Origin of the sequence: Pseudalgibacter alginicilyticus, assembly GCF_001310225.1 — a bacterium.
Lineage (GTDB): Bacteria > Bacteroidota > Bacteroidia > Flavobacteriales > Flavobacteriaceae > Pseudalgibacter > Pseudalgibacter alginicilyticus.
On the sequence record NZ_CP012898.1, the window covers coordinates 2,651,703 to 2,670,534 of the forward strand.

The following is an 18,832-nucleotide window of genomic DNA, read 5'->3' on the forward strand; positions in this document are numbered from 1 at the left end:
ATCAATATATTATGGAATAATTATTGATTACTTAACGTTTAAATAAAAAAATAAGTAATATGAAACGATTAATAACAAGCTTTATATTTTTAGTATCAATAGTAGTATGTGCACAAAATTCAGTTGAAAGATCAATTGGAGATTTTAATGAATTAAAAGTTTATGATTTAATTAATGTTGAATTAGTAAAATCTAATGAAAACAAAGTTGTTATCAATGGAGAAAATACCGAAGATGTACAAATCAATAACAAAAATGGTATATTAAAAATAAAAATGAATCTTGAAGAAGCTTTTGATGGTGCTAAAACCAAGGTTATTTTATACTATAAATCTGTTGATATTATTGATGTAAATGAAGGTTCAAAGGTTACATCTAATGATGTAATTCAACAATTTGAAATAGCATTAAAAGCACAAGAAGGCGCAAGCATTATTGTTGATGTTGATGTTACTTTTGCCTCTATTAAATCCGTTACTGGAGGACAAATTAAAGCAAAAGGAAAAGCAAAAAAACAAAGTATTTCATTATTAACCGGTGGCGTTTACAATGGTGAATTTCTTGACACAGAAAATACAGAGGTAGATATTAAAGCAGCTGGCGAAGCCCATATTAAAGCAACGAAACAGGCAGATATAAAAATAAAAGCTGGTGGTAATGTATATATTTATGGCAAGCCACAATCTGTTAACGAAAGCCGTGTTTTAGGGGGCCGAGTTACATATATAGATTAAAAGTAGTTTAAGTTAATAATATAGCCATCTTTCCTTTCAATTAAATTATAAGTAATGGTTAGTTATGGAGCAATCAAAACATAGAATAACCTTAAAGGTTTTAGTTGGCTATATCATTTTAGGTATTTTAGCTACTATCTCTGGATTTTTAGTGCTTTCAGAAATTAAAACGTTTACACAATTAAAAAAACAAGATATTTCAGATAGAAATACCATTGTAAAAACAAGCAGTTTAATTGCAGATATTTATAAAAATGAAAGTATAGCACGAGCTGCTATTCAGTTAAATTCAACCATTAGATTTAATGAATATCTTAGTGAAAATGAAAAACTTATATTTAAAATTGATACCCTTCAAAGTATAGTTTCAAATACTTCTCAAGTATTTATATTAGATAGTATAAAGTTAATTATTGATAAAAAACTTAAAAACATTACAGATTTAAAAAGTTTAAAAAGTAATGATAATTCTGTTGCATCTATTAATAAAGCTATCAATAAATTAAGTTCTATAGATTCACTTTTAGGTAAGGTAACCATTGCAGATTTAGTTAAAAATCCTAATAGCTTAGATGCTAAAACACGTATAAAATTTGAGGAATATGTTAGAATACTTAATAAGTACAATCCTCAAGATTCAATTAATAGCATTGGTCAAAAGCAAATAGATTCTCTATTATCTATTTCTAGAAACATGCTTAAAAATGTTCAAAAAGAAACTAACAATCAACGTTTGTCATTGCAAAAAAAAGAACGTGAACTTATTGAAAATGATTTAACAATTTCTAGAAAACTGCAAGAACTTTTAAGTGATTTAGAAAATGATATTATTAGCTATGCTAGTAATATGAATAAACAACGAGAAGTAACTTTAAATCAAAGTAAAAAAATTATTCTACTTGCTGCAGGTATAAGTTTTATTATTATTATTGTGTTTTCGATTATTATTTTAAGTGATTTTTGGAAAACCCAACGTTACCGAAAACAATTAGAATTAGCAAATGAAACTACATCCTCACTTTTAAAAAGTAGGGAACAATTAATTTCTATGGTAAGCCATGATTTAAGAACACCACTAAATACTATTTCAGGGTTTAGTGAGTTGCTTCAAAAAACATCGCAATCATCCAAAGATAAAAATTATATAGAACATATTCGTAATGCTTCTGCTTATATGGCTCAATTAGTGGATGATCTTTTAGAATTTTCAAAACTTGAAAATGGTAATATTGTTATAGAATCCATTCCTTTTAATTTAGAAAAATTAATAAATGATATCATTCAAAATGTTAAAAATATTGTTGAAGATAAACCTATAAATTTTATTGTAAGACATGATCAATCTATCAAACATCTTATAATTAGCGATCCATTTAGAATGAAGCAAATTTTATATAATTTAATTATAAATGCTTATAAATTTACGAATGAAGGTACAATAACTATAACCAGTTTATTAAAAAAAATAGGTGATAAACAGAGCTTAGAAATTTCAGTAGAAGATACTGGAATAGGTATAAGCAATCATCAAAAAGAAACTATTTTTAAGGCTTTTACACAAGCAGAAACTCCCACTGAAACTAAAAAAATAGGGTTTGGACTAGGATTGACTATTTCAAAAAACTTAGTAAATTTATTAGGTGGAGAGCTTACTTTAGAGAGTGAATTAAATAAAGGAAGTATGTTCAGTTTAAAAATACCTATCAAGCTTTCTAATAAGCCATTAAACTGTACAGAACCCCCTATAACAGATGCTGTTTTTAATTTAAATGCCTTAATAATTGAAGACGATGTTGCGTTACAACAACTTATTAAAGATATTTTAAAGCAATATGGTATAAAAGCTCAAGTATATGGCAATGCTCAAACCGTTTTAGAAAATATTGATAATATGGTTTATGATATTGTTTTAACAGATATTCAACTTCCAAAAATGAATGGTATTCATTTTATGGAAATTCTAAAAAATCATAAATCATACAAAAACCAACCTATTATAGCTATGACAGGTCGCGTTAATATGACTAAAGAAGATTATATTAATAGTGGTTTTTCGGAAGTATTAATGAAACCTTTTGATACAGCTATGATTCAAAACCTTTTGCAGCAGTTTTTTGGTGCTGAATTACCAAAAATAAGCAAAGGAACTACGAGTAATAAAATTAAAGAATCAGAAGGATTTAACATTCAGCCTTTAAGCGTTTTTTTAAATAATGACACAGCAGCAATAAATAAAACATTACATACATTTTTAAGTGATACTAAAAACAATCAAACACTTTTAATAGAAGCTACTAAAACAAAAAATATACAAATTTTTAATAGCTTAAGCCATAAAATGCTTAATATGTTTAAGCTTCTTGAGGTAAAAAAAATAATACCTTACTTAGAAATTTTTGAAACTACACATAGAATAGATGACGAGATTTTTAATATTTTCAATAATGAGTTAAATAATTTTATTGGCTCCTTAGAAGAGTATCTTAATTAATTTCATATTCCTTCATTTTATTATAAAGGGTTTTTCTAGTAATATTTAATAATTTCGCAGCATGCGTTTTATTATTACCAACCTCTTTTAAAGCGTTTATAATTAGCGACTTTTCATTTTCTTTTGTAGAAAATTTATTTGGTATAGATTGGTTTTTATTTTGAGTTAATTCGTTTGGTAACACATCAACATCTATAATTTCGGTAGTTGTTAATAATGTAGCTCGCTTTATAACATTAGAAAGTTCTCTTAAATTACCAGGCCATTGATAATTTTGAAAAACAGATAGAACTTCTTTTGAAAACCCAACAACTGATTTATTAAGTTGTTTGTTAGCATTATTCAGAAAAAAATCGGCATATAAAATAAAATCATCATTTCTATCCTTTAAGTTAGGAACTTTTATTGAAAATTCGTTTAAACGATGGTATAAGTCTTCACGAAAATCACCGTTTTCAACAGCAAGTAACAAATCTTCATTTGTAGCAGTAATTAATCTAATATCCACATTAATTTCATTGTTGCTACCTACTGGTTTTATTTTTCTTTCCTGTAAAGCTCTTAATAATTGTATTTGATTTTCATAGGTTAAATTACCTACTTCATCTAAAAAAAGGGTTCCGGTATTAGCTGCTTCAAAATGGCCAATTTTATCTTCTGTAGCACCAGTAAACGACCCTTTTTTATGTCCAAAAAACTCACTAGACGCTATTTCTTTTGGTATAGCACCACAATCTACAGCTACAAATGGCCTGTCTGTTCTAGAACTTTTCAAATGAATACTTTTTGCAACTACTTCCTTACCTGTACCACTTTCACCATTAATTAATACAGACATGTTAGTAGGTGCCACCAATTTTATATAATCGTTAAGTGCTTTTGATGCTGCACTTATACCTTCAATAAATTCAGTATTTGAATGTGTATTATTGTTTTTAGGTGTTTCAGTAGTAATTGCAATCTCTGTCTTTTTTTCTATTAAAGCATTGTTTATAACCTCAAGAACTTCACTAGGATTAAACGGTTTTGATATATAATCAAAAGCGCCTTGCTTCATAGCTTGTACTGCCGTAGATACTTCTGCATAACTGGTCATTAAAACCACAGGCAGTTGGGGTATTTCTAGTTTAATGTCTCTTAAAAAAGCAATACCATCTCCATCAGGAAGGCGTAAATCTGTAAATACCAAATCATATTTTTGCTTTTTTATATGTGAAGAAGCGTTTTGTATGGTATAGCATACATCTACTTTGTGTTGATGACGTTCAAGAAAATGCTTTAACATTTCTGAAAAAGCAATATCATCTTCAACCAGTAGAATATGTTTCATATAATGAATGTTTGTTTAACAAAAATATTAAGATAAAGCGGTTTTTACATTTAAATAAATCATAAAAAAAAGACGTTTTTAATTTAAAAACGTCTTTTTTTTACAAAAAGAATTAAGTTTCGATATTATTTAAAATATCCAGATGTTTTATTTTACAACATCAGCTTCTTCAATCCAGTTTCCTTCTTTGTCAGCGTAAACAGTACTTTCAGATCCTTCTACACTAAGTGTTAGCATATATTGTTCACTGCTATTTACATAAGCTTTACTAATTGTTGCAGAAGCAAAATCTTTAGCTACAGCATCTGTAATTGCTGTTGGTAATTTATCTACTGCTATTTCAGTAAATTTTTCATTCACTACCACTACAACAGCTTCGTTGTTATTAATAATGTTGTTTGATAATGCAAAAGTTGATACTCCACTTGCTACTATAGCTACTGCTAAAATTAATTTTTTCATGATTTTTAAAATTTAAATTATTTATAAATGTTTTACGATTAACTATAGAGAAATAAATATGCCACGAATTATGGTTATTAAACAATTAATTATAAATAACTAATTGTTAGGTATTTATGTTTTTTTACATTTTTATGAGTAACCAAATAGCGTATAATAAGTGTGTAAAAAATTAAGAATGTGTGTAAACATTACACGCATTTAAACATTTATAAGCTAATATTAAATATTTTATATACTAATTTTCTAAATCTAAGTCAACTAATATATTTCATAGATCAAGAATTTTAAAATAGAAGAAAACTGCGGCATATTAAAAAGTAGATATTGGTGTATCCAAATATTAAATCTATGATTTAATTAAGAAGATTGTGTTGGTATAAAAGAGGTTTTTTTATTTATATAATCAACTTTTTTGTTTAGGCATTTATTTCTTTACTTTGTGTAAATACACCTTCACAAAATGTTTGATGATATTTTAGCAGCCATTCCTTTTGGAATAATTTTAGCCTTTACTATTGGACCGGTTTTTTTTGTTTTACTAGAAACCAGTGCTACTAAAGGGGTTAGAAGTGCTTTGATTTTTGATTGTGGTGTTATGTTTGCTGATATTCTATTTATTATTGTGGCTTTTTTTAGTACCAATAAATTGCTTGAAAATATAAAGGACGAACCTGGGTTTTTGGTTTTTGGGGGTGTTTTATTGATTGCATATGGTATTATTTCATTTGTTAAAACATCAAAATCCTTTCGGTCAATTGTTAAAGAATATCATAAAGTAGAATTTAAAAAAAATTATGGGCAGCTCTTTGTTAAAGGTTTTTTATTAAACTTTATAAACATTGGAGTGCTTTTAGGCTGGGTAGCATTCATTGTTTTAGGATCTTCTTTAACAAGTTCAGAAGATGGTATCATCATATTTTTAAGTACCATATTGATTGTTTATTTTTTAGTGGATTTAGTAAAAATATTGATTGCAAAAAAATTAAAAAGTAAACTGACTCCTCGTCGTATTTTTAAAACAAAAAAAATAATAGCTTTAGTTATTTTAGGCTTTGGGGTATTGCTTTTAGTTCAAGGTTTTTTTCCAAATGAAAAAGAAAAAATTCAAGAAAAGTGGGAACAGCTTCAATATAAAAATTAAAAAAAGAGATACTAAAAAAGTATCTCTTTTTTTGAGGTGTCGAGCGGATTCGAACCGCTGTAGCAGCTTTTGCAGAGCTGAGCCTAGCCACTCGGCCACGACACCATAATCCTAAAATAAAAAGAATAAGAATTTCTATTTAGGAATGCAAATGTAAAAAAAAATTAGTGTTTCTCACACATAAATTTACTTTTTACGTTTATCAGACATTTTTATAGTCACCTTAGCTACATCACCACCAATAGGAGGGTTTAGTTTGCTTATTGAAACGCTTGCTTTTTTTACTTTAGCATCTTCTTTAAATATCCGATTTAAAATACGTTTAGCTACTGTTTCTAATAAGTATGATGGGATTGCCATTTCATCTTTTATAACGCGATTTAAAAACACGTAATCCACAGTATCATTGAGCTTATCAGATATAGAAGAAGTTTGTAAATTGGCTTTTATTTTTAAATCAACACGGTAATCGCTACCAATTTTTGTTTCTTCTTTCAAACACCCATGATAGGCAAAAACTCTAATGTTTTCAACTTTTATAATTCCCATACATAATCATTTTAAGTCATCAAAATTACCTAATTTTGTGCAATGTTTTGGTTTAATTTTAAAGTTAAACTCATACAATTGGTTCACTAGTAAAAAATTTTATGTCTGAAGAAAATAAATCACTCAATTTTTTAGAGCAAATTATAGAAGAAGATTTGGCTAATGGAATGTCTGTTAATAAACTACGCTTTCGTTTTCCACCAGAGCCAAATGGCTATTTACATATTGGTCATACCAAAGCTATTGGTATTAGTTTTGGTTTAGGAGAAAAATACAATGCGCCTGTAAATTTACGTTTTGATGATACAAACCCAGCAAAAGAAGAACAAGAATATGTAGATTCTATAAAGAAAGATGTGGCTTGGTTAGGGTATACTTGGGATAAAGAGTTGTATTCTTCAGATTATTTTCAACAACTTTATGATTGGGCTATACAATTTATAAAAGAAGGAAAAGCCTATGTTGATTCACAATCTAGTGAAGCAATGGCAGAACAAAAAGGCACTCCAACGCAACCAGGTGTTGATGGGCCTTTTAGAGATAGGAGTGTGGCAGAAAATCTTGATTTATTTGAAAGAATGAAATCAGGCGAATTTAATGAAGGGGAACATATTTTACGTGCAAAAATAGATATGCAACATCCCAATATGTTGATGCGTGATCCTATCATGTACCGCGTTATGAAAAAACATCATCACAGAACAGCCAACCATTGGTGTATATATCCAATGTATGACTGGACACATGGTGAGAGTGATTATATTGAGCAGGTTTCACATTCTTTATGTTCATTGGAGTTTAAACCTCATAGAGAACTTTATGATTGGTTTTTAGACCAAGTAGTTGATAGTAATAAGTTACGACCTAAACAACGTGAGTTCGCACGATTAAATTTAAGTTATACCATTATGAGCAAACGTAAGTTGCTTCAATTGGTAGAAGATAAGATTGTAAATGGGTGGGATGATCCTAGAATGCCTACCGTTTCAGGTTTGCGTCGACGTGGTTATACACCGGCATCTTTAAGAAAATTTGTTGAAACCGTTGGTGTTGCTAAACGTGAAAACGTTATTGATGTATCATTATTAGAATTTTGTGTCCGTGAGGATTTAAATAAAACGGCACCAAGAGTTATGGCTGTTTTAGATCCTGTAAAATTAATTATTACCAATTATCCCAAGGAAAAAGAAGAATGGTTAGAGGCTGAAAATAATCAAGAAGATGATAGTGCTGGTTTTAGAAAAGTGCCGTTTTCTAGAGAATTGTATATTGAAAAAGAAGACTTTAAAGAACAAGCTGGTAATAAGTTTTTTAGACTGAAATTAGGAGGCGAAGTGCGTCTTAAAAATGCCTATATAATAAAAGCAGAAAGTGTTGTTAAAGATGTAAATGATAACATTTTAGAAATCCATTGTACTTATTCAGAAGATACTTCAAAAAGAGTTAAAGGTACTTTACATTGGGTATCTATAAAACATGCGGTTAAAGCCGAAGTTAGAGAATATGACAGATTATTTATGGATGAAGCTCCTGATAGTCATCAAGACAAAAGTTTTATGGAATTTATAAATCCAGATTCATTAAAAATTATTGAAGCTTTTGTAGAACCAAGTTTAACGGATGCTAAAATAGGGGATAGGTTTCAGTTTCAACGATTGGGGTATTTTAATGTGGATGATGATTCCTCTGCTGAAAAATTGGTATTTAATAAAACTGTTGGTTTACGTGATTCTTGGGCCAAGCAAAAAAGTTCTAATTTAGAAAATAGCAAGAAGCCTGCTCAACGAAAAAATAATAATCAACAATCCAAGCGTAAAGCTATTGATGTAATTCAGCAATTAGGTAAAAAGTACACTAATTTGCCAGAGGTTAAACAACAAAAGGCAAAGGCAGATATTCAAGAACTTGCAAAAGAAGTGAGTTACAACGACTTGCAGCCACTTTTTAATACGGCTGTTAAAAAGGTAGGAACTCGCATAGCAGTTATGATAACTTTAGGGGTATTGATTAAAAATGGATTGAATTCCAATGAAGATATTAAAGGTTTCATAAATAAAGCCTTAGAAGATAAAAATGAATTATTGGTAGCAGAAGCTGCACAATTATCATAAAAATATTTATGTAAATTTTGACCTTACAGGTTTTAAAACTTGTAAGGTGTTTTTTTGTAAAAAATTAAAAATTAATGGGTTAACATATTTTTATCTATATTTAGATACTAACAAAAAACTATATTTATGGAATATTTTAACCCCGTTGCAATGTTTGTTGCAGCTGTATCAGCCATGGTTGTTGGCTTTATTTGGTACAACCCAAAAACATTTGGTAATGCATGGATGCAAGCTTCAGGTATGACAGATGAAAAAATAAAAAGTGGTAATATGGCTAAGATTTTCGGCTTATCTTTTTTATTTTCTTTTTTACTATCAATAGCGCTTCCAGGTATTGTAATCCATCAAATGGGAGTTATGAGTCTTGTTGGTGGTGACTCCTCTGTAGCTTTACCGTCTTATGAAGCCTTATTAGTGGATTATGGAGATGCTTTTAGAACTTTTAAACATGGTGCGTTCCATGGTGTGTTAACGGGTGTTTTTATTGCCCTTCCTATTATTGGAATTAATGCGTTGTTTGAACGTAAAAGTGCTAAATACATTTTTATTAACGCGGGTTATTGGATTGTAACCTTAGCGGTTATGGGAGCAATTATTTGTGGTTGGAAATAATCTTTTTGTAAACTTTTAACATAAATAAAGACTGAGGTATTTAACTTCGGTCTTTTCTTTTCTATTGAAAACATATATTATTTATTCTTCTTACAAAGATTTACCAAACACATGGGATAGTTTGGTTATACACGATATTTTTTTACAAACAAAATATTTGCAGGCTATAGAAGAAGCTTTACCCATAAACATTCAGCTTTTTTATATAGGAGTGTTTGTAGAGGATAAATTAGTAGGATTGGCCTTAATACAACGGGTGCAATTATATTTAAAAGATATGTTTAGAAACCATGCGGTTTCTTGTATAAAAGATTTTTTTAAAGACCAAGTATCAAAAGTATTAAAAGGCAATATTTTGGTTATTGGTAATTTAACGCATACGGGGCAACACGGCTTATTTTATCAAAAGGAAGCAATAGCTCAGTTAGATTTTTTAAAGCTAATTTATGAAGCTATAAATACAATAAAAGCTAATATTAAATTAAATGAGAATAAAAAAATTCGAGTGTTAATGTTAAAAGATTTTTTTATTGATGACAGTATTGATAAAGAAAGAGCTTTTTTAGATTCGCATAAAATACATCGTGTAATGGTTCAACCCAATATGGTTTTACCAATACAACCTGATTGGTTAAAAAAAGAAGACTATAAAGCCTGTTTAAATAAAAAATACCGAGATAGATATAAGCGTGCAAGGAAAAACTTAAACAGTATAGTATGCAAGGAATTAGATTTAAATACCATTCAAAAAAGGTCTAAAAAGCTCCATAGTCTTTATTTAAATGTATCTGATAATGCAACATTCAACACGTTTATATTGCCCGAAAATCATTTTTATAGTTTAAAACTTCAGCTACAAGATAAATTTAAAGTTTTTGGTTATTATTTAGAAGATAAGTTGATTGGTTTTTATACATTAATTTTAAATAACAAAAGTTTAGAAACCTATTTTTTAGGCTATGATATTGAGCATCAAATCCCAAATCAATTGTATTTAAATATGCTTTATAATATGACAGAATTTGCTATAGAACATGGTTTTACCCAGGTTATCTATGCTCGAACAGCTATGGAAATTAAAAGTTCTGTTGGAGCAAAACCAAAAGCAATGGTTATTTATTTAAAGCATACTAATGGGTTTATTAACGTTATTTTAAAACAAATTTTTAGTTTAATGAACCCAAAACAAGATTGGGTAGAAAGACATCCTTTTTTATAAAAAGTAAAACCTCACAGGTTTTCAAACCTGTGAGGTTAAACAATAAAATAAAAAATTTAATTTAATTTTTTTTAGCTTTAGCTTCTTTCATAGCTTCACCAATTTGATTACTAGCAGTAAAACTCGCAAGCATTTCATTAAGCATATTACTACCTGCTTGAGGTGAATTAGGCATTAAAATTAAATTACTATTAGTACTTTGACCAACAGATTGAAGTGTATCGTAATGTTGTGTAACAACAATTAGAGCAGATGCTTCTTGTGAGTTTATACCAACTTTATTTAATACTAATACAGACTCTTCTAAACCGCGAGCAATTTCGCGACGCTGGTCTGCGATACCCTGACCTTGTAAACGTTTGCTTTCTGCTTCAGCCTTAGCCTTTTCAACTATTAAAATACGTGCGGCATCACCTTCATATTGTGCAGCTGTTTTTTCTCTATCAGAAGCATTAATTCTATTCATAGCTGCTTTTACCTGTGGATCGGGATCAATATCTGTTACCAAAGTTTTAATAATATCAAACCCATAATCAAGCATGGCATCATTTAATTCAGATTTTACAGCTAATGCAATGTCATCTTTTTTAACAAAAACATCATCCAATTTCATTTTTGGCACTTCGGCACGTACTACATCAAATACATAGCTGGTTATTTGTTCGTGTGGATAATCAAGTTTATAAAAAGCATCGTATACTTTTTGACTTAATACTCTGTATTGTACAGATACTTTTAATTTAACAAAAACATCGTCAAGGGTTTTGGTTTCAATTAAAACATCTAATTGTTGGATTTTTAGGCTTAATCGGCCAGCAACTTTATCAACTACTGGTATTTTAAGTTGTAATCCAGAATGGCGAATACTTTGAAATTTTCCAAAGCGTTCTATAATAGCGGCTGTTTGTTGTTTAACAACAAAAAATGAAGAGATTAAAACAATAACCCCAATAAAAATTAAAACAGGAAAAAAGAAGCTCATGATATAATTGGTTTAAAAATGATTAAAAAATATGAATGACTAAATTAAGTTATATTTGCTCATATAACCCTAAAGATACTATGAAAAAAACTCATCTCATACTATTAGTAGCTATAAGCATATGTTTTGTTACAATAAGCTATGCACAAAAAGGAAACTATAGAATTTCTAATAGTTTTGGAGTTACTGGGGGTATTACAACATTTGATATTGTTACTGATAATTTTATAACCAAAACATCTAATGGGTTTGTTGGCGGAATAAATGCTATTGTTGATATTCCTGTGCGTTGGTACAATATAAGTTTTGGTATGCAACTCTCGGAAAGTAATCTTGAAATTTTGGGAAGACCAGAATTAATAAGTACCGAAGAAGCTTTTATTGAATACAAAATGTTTGCAGCTCAAGTAGCTATGTTGTTACATGTAAAAGTGATTCCAGACTATTTTACCATTGATGTTGGGCCCATGCTGCAATACAACGGAAGTTTAGAATTAAAAGATAAAAATCAAGAAGGTTATTATATCAAAAATTATGTAAATTTAGCTGCCGAAGCTATTTCTAATATATCCCAATTTAATTTGAATGGGGCTGTAGGAGCTTCATTAGGTATTAGAAATTTTAAGCTAAAAGCCCAATATATTTATGGGTTTACTAATATTTTAAATAAGCTTGAAAAAGAAGGTTTAGATACTTTAGGCAGCAATGCGAGATTTAAAGGAAATCAAAGCATGTTGGTTTTAGGAGCAATCATTTCGTTTTAAAATTTTAGTATCACCCAGTCATTTGATTAAATAGTATATAACCCCAAAACAATAAGTATAAACTCATGAAAAGAAGAACATTTATCGAAACTACTTTAATGGGCTCAGCAGCTTTAGTCTCTTTGCCGTTAATGTCTTGTGCTGATAATAATCAGCCTAAAGCTTTTATAGATCTTATTTTACCAGCCCCAAAAGGAGGCGGTTTTCGAGATGATAATTATTGGATTTGGGGATCGTCGGTTATTAAAGGTGAAGATGGAAAATACCACATGTTTGCTTCTCGTTGGTCTAAAGATGTAGGTTTTGGTTGCTGGGTAACAAATTCTGAAGTCGTTCGTGCTGTGGCAGATACCCCAGTTGGCCCATATGTGTTTGAAGAAGTGGTATTACCTGTTCGCGGTAAAGAATTTTTTGATGGTATGTGTACTCACAATCCAAGAATTATTAAATATAAAGACAAGTATCTTTTATATTACTTTGGAACGACCTATGATTTTTCACAACCAACTAAAGAAAACCCAAGTGTTCCTAAAGAAAATTGGGATGAGGCTTGGATGAATAAGCGTATAGGTTTGGCTATTAGTGATTCTATTTATGGTCCTTGGGAACGTGTTGATAAACCTGTAATTGAACCCCGCCCAGGCCATTGGGATGCTTCTATAACCTCTAACCCAGCACCAGCAGTCGATCCAAAAACGGGAAATATTTTATTAATGTATAAATCTTCAGTGGATAGAAAGCCTCCTTTATTATTAGGGGTTTCTATGGCATCAAGTCCAAAAGGAGAGTATAAAAGATTAAGTGAAGAGCCTGTATTTCGTTTTGAAACCCCGGATAATCATAGAATAGATGTTGAAGATCCATATATTTGGTGGGCAGGAGACCATTATGAGGCTGTTATAAAAGATCGTTCTGGAGAAATTTGTGGCGAAGAGGGTGGTGGTATCCATGTTTGGTCTGAAGATGGCGTAAAATGGAACTTATTTGAGCAAGTAAAGGCTTATAGTCGCCATATTGAATGGGATGATGGAACTAAAACACATCAAAATCATTTTGAACGACCTTTTGTTTTAATTGAAGATGGCAAGCCCACACATTTATTTGCGGCTGTTGGAAGCGGACCTGAAGCTTGGAAATTTGAAAATACTTGGAATATGGTCATTCCTTTGAAGCATTAAATTTAATATTTTATTGCTATTTCTTAAGCTTATGCATGACAAAGGACATTCCATATATAAATTTTGATCCAGAAAAATTTAATTCTGAAACTGGAACACCAAACAAATTAAGACAAAACCTTTTTGGAATCCGTTAAAGAAAGGATTGGAATAAAAGATGAATATTAGAGAAACAAACCAGTAAATAAATAATACATACAACGGTACAATTTAGTAATTATTTGCAAATTGAAGATTTTGCTATTCAATTGGTTCAGTGCCTAACCAGTGCTTATATTGCACCAATTAAGCTTAACGCTTGTATTTTATCATTTTTTATACCTGTTGATTTTTCTTTTTCAATTAGAATAGTCATCGTTTTAGACAATAAGTGTTCTAATTCATTTGAATTAATATGATTAGACATTCTAACAAGGGAGGCTAATATACTGGACAAATTAATACCATGTATATCAGGTTGCGGCCATGCTTCACCTTTAATAACAGGCGCAAGATAATTAACAGCAAGCATCAAGCTTTTACCATCTTTAGTTTTATAGTTCCACATATCAATACCAATTTTGTCTGCTAAATTGGCTATTTGTGTTAATGCATCAAGGTTAAAACAGCTGTAAAAAAATGATTTGGTACGATTAATTTCATGAATTTGTTTTCCTTCGTGATCCAATTGTTCATTTAAACTTTGCATTGTAGATTCAATGACTTCTTTAGCCAAAGTTTTATGACCCAAATATAAAGCCAAAGATATTACTTGGTATTTACACCAAGATCCGTGATTGTTTTTCTGCTTAAACTCTGCTTTACCTAATTCACTTTCAGTTAACCAAGTTAGATAATCATTTAACCATTTAATCATTCTTGCATTTTGATCTTTATTCCAATATTTAGAATTTGAAAGTATGTTTATAGCATCCGGTATTATTTGGGGGATTGAGCGTCCGTCTAATATACCCCAAGGTCTTCCGTTTGGATAGCCAGGTACACTTTGTGCAAACTTTAAGTGTGGATTCATACGTGTTTCATCATCAAGAAACCAAGTTTTTATCATACTAACGGCTTTTTTTGCATACTGCTCATTTTCTGAAAAATAATAAGCAAGACATAAATACTTTATTGCATTGGTCATGAGGCTTAACCGTTTTCTATCTACAGCATCTGTTTGAGTATCGGGGTTAGTTTTCCCATCTTTTCTAATCCATGGTAGTCCATCAGCAATATCTGGATTTGGCCACCAATAACGACCTATGCTTAAATAGTCATGTTTATTTCCAGAAGGAGGGATAATGGTTTTATCCATTACCGTTGGATTTTTTATAGATAGTAGTTCATCTGCCTTTGAAATAAGTGTTTTATAAGCAGAATAGGTTCGTTCAGCCGCCGTTCCATTATGAAGTTTTTGCTTAACGTTTGCCAGAGCAATGGAATCAAATTGAATGTAAGAAATAGAAAAACTTTTGATACTTAAAAAATGAAATAGAATTATGATCCAAAGAAATTTTTCAACTTTCATCCTAAATATGATTTTAAATGTTTTCCAAGTTAAATTATTTTGAGATTGAAAGCAAGCCTTCTTAAAAAGAAAGCGGTTAGTTAAAAATTATTTTTTAACTAACCGCTTAAAGATTTTAAGTAATTAAAAGTTACTTTTTATTATTTGATTTATCAACATCAGCCATTAAACCAGTAGGATCAATTTCTACAGATTTTACAACTTTTGAAGCATCAAAGCTATAGGTTGGATAGGCCCAAGCCCAATCGTTAATAATTGTGGCTTTTGTAGGTTTTTCACCTCGCATCATTTGTAATGGAATGTAAAAATTTTCCGTACTATTATCCATGTAAGTTACTTTTATATCAATTGGCATTGGCATTAACCCTAAGCGCTCTAAATTAACGGTTTTACCATCTATGGAGCTAATAGCATAATCAATAGTGTTAGTTGTTTTAGTAAAATCTGTTAAATACCAGTCTAGTTCTAAGCCAGATGTTTTTTCGGCAACACGAATAAAATCATTAGGTGTTGGGTGTTTAAAAGCCCAATCTTGGTAGTATTTTTTAAGGGTTTGTTTTAAATTAGCGTCACCAATAACATATCCTAATTGAGCTAAAAACACTTCGCCTTTACTATATGCCGAGGCACCATAAGAAAAGTTAAAATTGTACCTATCAGCATGAGTTGTTAGGGGTTGTTCCAATCCAGATTCTACCAATTTAAAATAGTTATTATATGCACCAACAGTTGGATTGTCTTTTTGATATCCTGTAAGTTCTGCTTCGGCTAAATCACTTATGTAGCTTGTAAAACCTTCATCCATCCATTCGTGTTTTGATTCATTAGTGGCCAATAAAAATTGAAACCATGAATGCGCTAGCTCGTGAGCAGTAACACCAAATAAACTACCGAATTTACGTTCGCCAGTAATTAAGGTACACATACCGTATTCCATACCACCATCACCACCTTGTATGACTGAATATTGTTTATAAGGATAGTTTCCAATTTGTTTGCTGAAATACTGCATTAATTCAACAGTTTTTGGTTGTAAACGTTTCCAATTATCTTTTATATCAGGATTGTTTTTGTATAAAAAATGTAAAACAGGACCGTTAGGTACTTGTACAGTATCATGGATATAATCTGGGTCTGCAGCCCAAGTAAAATCATGTACATTAGGTGCTTTAAAATGCCATGTTAATTTATTTCCATCAGGTTGGTTTATGGTACCAGTTTCATAACCATGTCCAATGTTATTAGGGTTTTGCAAATAACCTGTACCTCCAACAGTGTAGTTTTTATCTATAGTGAGTTTAACATCAAAATTGCCCCATACACCATGAAATTCCCGTCCAATATAAGGGTCGGCATGCCAACCTTCAAAATCGTATTCTGCTAATTTAGGATACCATTGTGTCATGGATAAAGCAACGCCCTCCATGTTGTTTCTTCCGCTTCTGCGAATCTGTAAGGGTACTTGGGCATCAAAAACCATCTCAAACGTAACACTTTCTCCTGGCTGAATGGGTTTTGCTAAATCAACTTCTAAAATGGTACCAACAGTTTTATGGTTTATATCAACGCCGTTTTGTTTTAATGAATGGACTTTTATATAACCAATTTCATTGGGTTTTAATTTAAAGATACGATCTCCAACTCTTGAATCTGGGTCAGGTATAGTGCGTGAGCGTACATCCATTTCGCTTCCTGGTTGAAAGGCATTAAAGTATAAATGATAAAACACTTTGTTTAAAACATCAGGAGAATTGTTGGTATAAACTAATGTTTGTGTGCCTTTATATTGATTGGTGTTTACATCCATATCAATAGCCATTTTATAATCTACATGCTGTTGCCAATAAGTAGTTTTAGAAGTTGCAGAAGCAATTTGAGTAGGTACAGAAAGTGTTTGTGGTGCAACAGCGTTTTGTGACGTGCTACACGAGACCAACATGGACAAGGCTACAATTGAAAAAGCAAAATGTTTCATACTATAATGGGAGTTTAAAAGTGGTTTTATAAAATATAAAAAATTGTCAATTTGAGTGACAGTTTAAAATATATTAAGTAGTACTCAAACTGACAATTTATTTAATTTTCTTTATATAAAAAGCTCTTTTAATAAAATTAAAAAATATTATTTAGACATTTGTGCAGCCATAATTAACGCATTATAGGCATTAACTATTTTGCCAGATTTTGTTAAATCTTTAAATGGTTTTACGTTATCTGCATCGCCACCTACAATTACTTTAGTAGGAATAGGAAGCCCTGAATCCATAATAATTTGTTTTACTTGAGCCGCTGATAATTTTGGATAATATGAACGAATTAAAGCTGCTACACCTGCAACAGCTGGTGCTGCCATAGAAGTACCACCTTTGGTATCATATTCGTTTTCTGGGGTTGTAGAATACACTTTAGCACCAGGAGCAAAAACATCTACATTGTTTTTTCCGTAATTAGAAAAACCAGCTAATATTCCTGTTCCATATTTAGGTTCTAAAGCACCAACTCTAATATAAGAATTAGATATTTCAGCAAAATTAATATTATCATCTGGGAAATTTGGAACCACATCTACATCTGCACCATCATTTCCTGCAGCGTGAACAAAAACCACATCCTTTTCACTAGCATAAGCAATTGCGTCTCTTACCCAATCACTATGTGGAGAAAAGCTTTTTCCAAAACTACCATTTATTATTTTAGCACCATTATCTACAGCATAACGAATGGCTAAGGCTACATCTTTATCATATTCATCGCCATTTGGAACAGTACGAACGGACATGATTTCTACATTATTTGCAACACCATTAGCACCTTTACCATTATGACGCACGGCAGCTATTATACCAGCAACATGGGTTCCGTGACTTTCACTTTTTTTAACAGGTTTTACATTAGCATTTCCATAACCAGGTTTGTCATTAAAGTCATCTGGATTATCACCAGTTGTTCTGCCTTTGAAATTTTTATTTAAATGGTAATTTAATCGATCGTTGATACTTTCTAAACCATTTGTAATATCTTTTTTTGCTTCAGTTAGCGTCTCAACATCATTGCTATACATGTATTTTGCGATTTGAACAGCCATGGTTAATGTTTCATCCTCTGTTTGAATGTTGTTAACTTCAGCTTTGGTATAGTCCGCTTTACCAAAATGTTTTGTTAGTGTTTCGTCTGCAGATACTATTTGTTGTAAAATCTGTTCGTAATTGGTTTTATAACCAGAATATTTTTGGTAGTTATCATTATATTCTTTTTCTGCTCTACTATAATCAGGGTTACTAGTATCGCCTTTTGCTAAAATACGGGTGTATTCTAATTGTTCGTCGTAGGCATCTCCTAAAAAGTTCCAACCGTGTATATCGTCTACATAACCATTTTTATCATCGTCAATACCATTGTTAGGTATTTCACCTTTATTAGTCCAGATGACATCTCTTAAATCTTCATGATCAATATCTATACCTGAATCTAACACTGCTACAATAACCGTTTTACCTTTTTTATTTTTAATGATTTCGTCATATGCTCTATCTACACTCATTCCTGGAATGGTATCCTTTATAAGATCTAAGTGCCCCCAGTTGTGAGCTTCAGCTTCAGTTAAATCGGCTTCTTTTAATGGTGTGTTATCTATGTTTTCAACAGGAGTTGATAGAATGTCAGCCGTACCTCCGCATCCATAAATTACTAATACTGCAAATAGTGCGATTAGTGCATTTTTCATTGTCTTCATTTGTTTTTATTTA

General features: G+C 30.7%; 15 protein-coding genes and 1 tRNA gene. 8 read left to right on the forward strand and 8 right to left on the reverse strand.

What is annotated here, in order from left to right; all coding sequences use genetic code 11:
• Positions 1-59 precede the first annotated feature (59 nt).
• Together APS56_RS10985 and APS56_RS10990 are read left to right on the forward strand one after the other, a co-directional pair.
• Positions 60-734: a head GIN domain-containing protein gene (locus APS56_RS10985; protein WP_054728053.1), complete on the forward strand. Its 675-nt coding sequence runs from the start codon at positions 60-62 to the stop codon at positions 732-734.
• Between the two features lie 64 nt (positions 735-798).
• Positions 799-3,225, forward strand: a complete 2,427-nt coding sequence (locus tag APS56_RS10990) for an ATP-binding protein (RefSeq protein WP_054728055.1) — start codon at positions 799-801, stop codon at positions 3,223-3,225.
• Here the strand turns inward: APS56_RS10990 and APS56_RS10995 are convergent.
• Entirely contained in the window at positions 3,218-4,555 is a 1,338-nt protein-coding gene (locus tag APS56_RS10995) for a sigma-54-dependent transcriptional regulator (protein ID WP_054728058.1), read from the reverse strand. The genes APS56_RS10990 and APS56_RS10995 overlap by 8 nt on opposite strands.
• 147 nt (positions 4,556-4,702) lie before the next feature.
• A complete protein-coding gene (locus tag APS56_RS11000) occupies positions 4,703-5,017 on the reverse strand; it encodes a hypothetical protein (RefSeq protein ID WP_054728060.1) in 315 nt (104 codons plus the stop codon).
• Between the two features lie 463 nt (positions 5,018-5,480).
• On the opposite strand from APS56_RS11000, the gene APS56_RS11005 reads away from it, so the two are divergent.
• Positions 5,481-6,161, forward strand: a complete 681-nt coding sequence (locus APS56_RS11005; RefSeq protein ID WP_054728061.1) for a LysE family translocator — start codon at positions 5,481-5,483, stop codon at positions 6,159-6,161.
• Between the two features lie 34 nt (positions 6,162-6,195).
• On the opposite strand, the gene APS56_RS11010 is transcribed toward APS56_RS11005, so the two are convergent.
• Together APS56_RS11010 and folB are read right to left on the reverse strand one after the other, a co-directional pair.
• Positions 6,196-6,266, reverse strand: a tRNA-Cys gene (locus tag APS56_RS11010).
• An 81-nt stretch (positions 6,267-6,347) separates the two neighbouring features.
• Positions 6,348-6,710 (reverse strand): dihydroneopterin aldolase, encoded by a 363-nt coding sequence (folB, locus tag APS56_RS11015; RefSeq protein WP_054728063.1) that lies wholly within the window; start codon positions 6,708-6,710, stop codon positions 6,348-6,350.
• 101 nt (positions 6,711-6,811) lie between these two features.
• Between folB and APS56_RS11020 the strand changes: the two genes are divergently transcribed.
• From APS56_RS11020 to APS56_RS11030, 3 genes are all read left to right on the forward strand, one after another.
• Positions 6,812-8,821 carry a glutamine--tRNA ligase/YqeY domain fusion protein gene (locus APS56_RS11020; RefSeq protein ID WP_054728065.1) on the forward strand — a complete coding sequence of 670 codons (2,010 nt, stop codon included), beginning with the start codon at positions 6,812-6,814 and terminating at the stop codon, positions 8,819-8,821.
• Positions 8,822-8,947: 126 nt separating this feature from the next.
• The gene (locus APS56_RS11025) at positions 8,948-9,433 is read left to right on the forward strand and encodes a DUF1761 domain-containing protein (RefSeq protein WP_054728067.1); all 486 of its coding nucleotides are present in this window, start codon (positions 8,948-8,950) and stop codon (positions 9,431-9,433) included.
• A 64-nt stretch (positions 9,434-9,497) separates the two neighbouring features.
• Positions 9,498-10,652: a GNAT family N-acetyltransferase gene (locus APS56_RS11030; RefSeq protein ID WP_236778413.1), complete on the forward strand. Its 1,155-nt coding sequence runs from the start codon at positions 9,498-9,500 to the stop codon at positions 10,650-10,652.
• Between the two features lie 61 nt (positions 10,653-10,713).
• On the opposite strand, the gene APS56_RS11035 is transcribed toward APS56_RS11030, so the two are convergent.
• Positions 10,714-11,634: an SPFH domain-containing protein gene (locus APS56_RS11035; RefSeq protein WP_054728070.1), complete on the reverse strand. Its 921-nt coding sequence runs from the start codon at positions 11,632-11,634 to the stop codon at positions 10,714-10,716.
• 80 nt (positions 11,635-11,714) lie between these two features.
• Between APS56_RS11035 and APS56_RS11040 the strand changes: the two genes are divergently transcribed.
• Both APS56_RS11040 and APS56_RS11045 read left to right on the forward strand, forming a co-directional pair.
• The gene (locus APS56_RS11040; protein ID WP_054728073.1) at positions 11,715-12,398 is read left to right on the forward strand and encodes a hypothetical protein; all 684 of its coding nucleotides are present in this window, start codon (positions 11,715-11,717) and stop codon (positions 12,396-12,398) included.
• A 65-nt stretch (positions 12,399-12,463) separates the two neighbouring features.
• Complete coding sequence (locus APS56_RS11045; protein WP_082379336.1) at positions 12,464-13,576, forward strand: glycoside hydrolase family protein; 1,113 nt, start codon at positions 12,464-12,466, stop codon at positions 13,574-13,576.
• Positions 13,577-13,847: 271 nt separating this feature from the next.
• On the opposite strand, the gene APS56_RS11050 is transcribed toward APS56_RS11045, so the two are convergent.
• The 3 genes from APS56_RS11050 to APS56_RS11060 form a co-directional block, all read right to left on the reverse strand.
• A complete protein-coding gene (locus tag APS56_RS11050) occupies positions 13,848-15,086 on the reverse strand; it encodes an alginate lyase family protein (protein WP_054728077.1) in 1,239 nt (412 codons plus the stop codon).
• A gap of 130 nt (positions 15,087-15,216) precedes the next feature.
• A complete protein-coding gene (locus tag APS56_RS11055; RefSeq protein WP_054728078.1) occupies positions 15,217-17,061 on the reverse strand; it encodes a M1 family metallopeptidase in 1,845 nt (614 codons plus the stop codon).
• A gap of 147 nt (positions 17,062-17,208) precedes the next feature.
• Complete coding sequence (locus tag APS56_RS11060; protein WP_054728080.1) at positions 17,209-18,819, reverse strand: S8 family peptidase; 1,611 nt, start codon at positions 18,817-18,819, stop codon at positions 17,209-17,211.
• Positions 18,820-18,832: the final 13 nt, after the last annotated feature.